General features: G+C 61.6%; 1 pseudogene. It reads right to left on the bottom strand.

What is annotated here, in order from left to right:
• A pseudogene (locus FG154_RS20890) lies at positions 1-385 on the bottom strand (transposase); the annotation flags it as partial.

The following is a 385-nucleotide window of genomic DNA, read 5'->3' as shown; positions in this document are numbered from 1 at the left end:
CCAGACCCGCCAGACCTTCGATCCGCTCAAGAACGCCGCTTGACTTCCGCATTACACAACCCTTCGTCCGACCTGTCTGACGCGCACGTCCCCCTTTTTTGCGCACAGGCTGGAGGCCGTGCGATGCGCCTTCAGATAGGTCGCGTCGATCATGATGGTCTTGTGCTCGGCCCTGTGGCCAGCCAGGCCGATCATGATCCGGGCGAACACGCCGTTGTCGCTCCAGCGCTTCCAGCGGTTGTACAGGGTCTTGGCCGGACCGTATTCCTTGGGCGCGTCGCACCAGCGCAACCCATTGCGATTGATGAAGATTATGCCGCTGAGGACACGACGATCATCGACGCGGGGCTTGCCATGGCTTTTGGGGAAGAACGGCTTGAGGCGC

The sequence above is a fragment of the Cereibacter sediminicola genome (genome assembly GCF_007668225.1).
GTDB lineage: Bacteria > Pseudomonadota > Alphaproteobacteria > Rhodobacterales > Rhodobacteraceae > Cereibacter_A > Cereibacter_A azotoformans.
This window is presented reverse-complemented; position numbering and strand designations above follow the sequence as displayed.